The organism is Mesorhizobium sp. M1A.F.Ca.IN.020.06.1.1, assembly GCF_004023265.1.
Classification (GTDB): Bacteria; Pseudomonadota; Alphaproteobacteria; order Rhizobiales; family Rhizobiaceae; genus Mesorhizobium.
The window spans coordinates 1-2,535 of sequence record NZ_RZSR01000880.1 but is presented as its reverse complement, the minus strand read 5'-3'; the positions used below and the strand labels follow the sequence as shown (position 1 = coordinate 2,535).

At 62.7% G+C, this 2,535-nt stretch carries 3 protein-coding genes and 1 pseudogene; all 4 read right to left on the bottom strand.

Annotated elements, in window-relative coordinates; genetic code table 11:
- Positions 1–143 precede the first annotated feature (143 nt).
- Positions 144–737, bottom strand: a complete 594-nt coding sequence (locus tag EOA60_RS28435; protein ID WP_245322347.1) for a hypothetical protein — start codon at positions 735–737, stop codon at positions 144–146.
- Positions 738–1,263: 526 nt separating this feature from the next.
- A complete protein-coding gene (locus EOA60_RS28430) occupies positions 1,264–1,665 on the bottom strand; it encodes a hypothetical protein (RefSeq protein WP_179293622.1) in 402 nt (133 codons plus the stop codon).
- On the bottom strand, positions 1,666–2,190 hold the full coding sequence (locus EOA60_RS28425) for a hypothetical protein (RefSeq protein WP_095824469.1): 525 nt from the start codon (positions 2,188–2,190) through the stop codon (positions 1,666–1,668). It lies immediately after the preceding gene.
- A gap of 3 nt (positions 2,191–2,193) precedes the next feature.
- Positions 2,194–2,535: pseudogene (locus EOA60_RS28420) on the bottom strand (hypothetical protein); the annotation flags it as partial.

Here is a 2,535-nt window from a genome sequence, read left to right as displayed (position 1 = left end):
ACATCGCATCGAGTCGACCTGCCCCTGCCGGGCGTTGGCCGCCAGCACTTCGGTCGGAGAACCGGAACTACGGTGACAGTGCATTATTTCTATGCGACTAACCGAAGGCACCTCAAATGGTTACGAATCGGCTTTGCGGCGTATCATTCTCTGCCTAGGTCAGTGTGCCCACTTCGATCGTCGAACGGCTTGAAGCTAGCCATAGGAAGACCCAGTGCATCGAGAACGTCCAGGATACGCTCCGACATGACGAGTCGCAGATCCGAGGCAATACCGAAGTCGGAGTGGCCGGCCTCTCCCTCTATCTTTAGCCAGACAAGAAGCGGAATCTTAACGTCGGAATAAACGTCACGAAAATTGTCGGAAATTGTGATTTTGACGTCAGCGAATGTCGCACCGGAGAAACCGGCCTGCTGCAACGCGAATTTGGCCTCCTCCGTGATAAGAAAGCAAGGAAAGCTTGCTACGAGAACATCGCCGGGCCAGCCGTCGACTTGAAACACAAGCTTGTTGACGATCGGCGGATGCACACTTACGTCCATCACAGTACCCTCATCCAGTTCGCCAACAACAATCGGCTCTACGTAGAAGTATTGGTGAACCACGTAGTCACCAGCATTTAGGTTAGCGTTCCGACCAAAAAAGGTCTTGCGATAGTTTTTTGATTCCTCCCATCCTACTGCAGCTCCCGCATATTTGACTCGCACCGGATCTCTGGCAAGCATTGCCCCGAGCATTGCATTGTCCAATGCGCGCTTGACCGCGGGACTGGTTGAAATGCAAAGCGAGCAAGCCCTTGTGGCGTCGGAGGGTTTCGGCATCTACCCCGTGAATAAGTGCCTCGCCCACTCGAGAGCTTCTCACCCCACTGTTTCGCGGCCTTACCAGTCCCCTTCAGGCCAAAGGCGGCCAACCGCTCGCCAGGAATGGCTCCGAAGGCATCAAGCAATGCTTCGCTGTAGTTACCCTCCAGCGCCGCATTGCCCGCCTTTTCGAGCGCAAACGACGCCCCCAGCGGGGTGATATCAGGTACCGAAGCGCTGGTCCTCGCCAAGCCCATCTGAGCCCACAAGCTTTTGCGCGAGAAGACGCCATAGGCTCCCTCGCTCAACTGTCTCCCGCGAATACGCCCTAGCCATTCTTGATTTGTGGGGATGTAGTTAGTGAGCTCTGCTTTCGGCCCTGAACGACCTAGGTCGACTGTCTTAGCCAAATCGAAAAGCCCCATGGGGTCGACTATTGCTTCCCGGCGTGTTCGATCGGCTATGCCTTTCTCTGTCTGGGCCGCGCGGCGCGCTGGCTCTCTGGCATGTTCGGCAAGGCAGCGGCGAACAGCCTGTCGAACAGGCCAGTCTTCATTACTCGGCCATTGTGCGGATCGACCTGGCCATACATGGCCTCATGCAGGCCGCTGCCATCGGCCGGCGCGTTCGCCGTCGCCTCGTCTTCGGCCTGCGCGATCTCGCCGTCGAACCGGCGGCGCGCCAGTTCGGCATCGAACGCCTCCTGCTGTTCCTTCATCTGCTGGTAGCGCTCGGCGACGGCGGAGAGGTGATCGCCCAACCCTTGCATGGCGCCGCCGATCGGCGAGCCCTGGGGATATTGCATCCCGTTGCCGGTATCGAGCCGGCGCTGGGCGACGGAAAGAGGAATGATGTGTACCACTCAGGTGTTCCCTGCCCAACTTGCTCTGGAAAAGGGGGAGGCGCCGACGATCACGGCGTTGCCCGACTGCAGGCCGCCGGAACTCGGACTCTTGGTCGGGTCGTAGATTTTGGAGAGGCCGCCGATGAGGCTGCTGCCAGCGTTGAAGATCGAGGCGGTCATCGCCTGCTTGCCTTGGAAGCGCGAGACGGCGGCCTGGGTGTTGAGATTGTTCTGGCGCAGCCGCGAGCCGTACAACATCGCATCGAGGTCGACCTGCCCCTGCCGGGCGTTGGCCGCCAGCACTTCGGTCGGCGAGCCGGCAACGCCGACGCCCGAGGCGCCGGCCTGGGCGCGCGCCTGGGCTTCGAGCAGGTCCTGCTTGTGGCGCTCCTGGCTCCGCTCGAAGGCGGCGCTTTGCGCGTCGGCCTGCGCCTGCTGCTCGTAGGCCTTGGCTTGGTAGTTGGCCAATTGCTGCTGCTGGGCGCCCTGCATCAGGGCGCCGCCGACCGAAATGGCCGTGCCGAGTAGGGCTAATGTGCACATGGTTCAGCCTCGCTTGGGTTTCTTGGTTGCGCCGGCGACGGGCGCGCGGAGCCCCGGACGCGCGTCGAGCGCGCCGCCGGAGCTGATCAGCGAAAGAAGCAGCCGGTCGGCCGCCAGGCCGGCGCGGCTGAGGCGCGATGGCGCCGCCGCGCGCGGACCGGCCATGGCGGCGCGGCGGGCGGCCGCCAGGCTCACCTTCCGGCTCGGCATGCCGGCGGCGTCGAACAGGCCGTTGGCGGTGGCAATCGCCCGCGACAGCGCGTCGGCCCCGAACAGCTCCTCGCGCAGTTCCTCGACCAGCCGGCGGGCGGCGCGCCAGCGCGCGCCGAGCAGTGCCGCCTTGCC

Excerpts from the sequence above, each read along its gene's own strand:
- EOA60_RS28435 (WP_245322347.1), bottom strand. The coding sequence starts at position 737 with ATGCTCGGGGCAATGCTTGCCAGAGATCCGGTGCGAGTCAAATATGCG.
- EOA60_RS28425 (WP_095824469.1), bottom strand. The coding sequence starts at position 2,190 with ATGTGCACATTAGCCCTACTCGGCACGGCCATTTCGGTCGGCGGCGCC.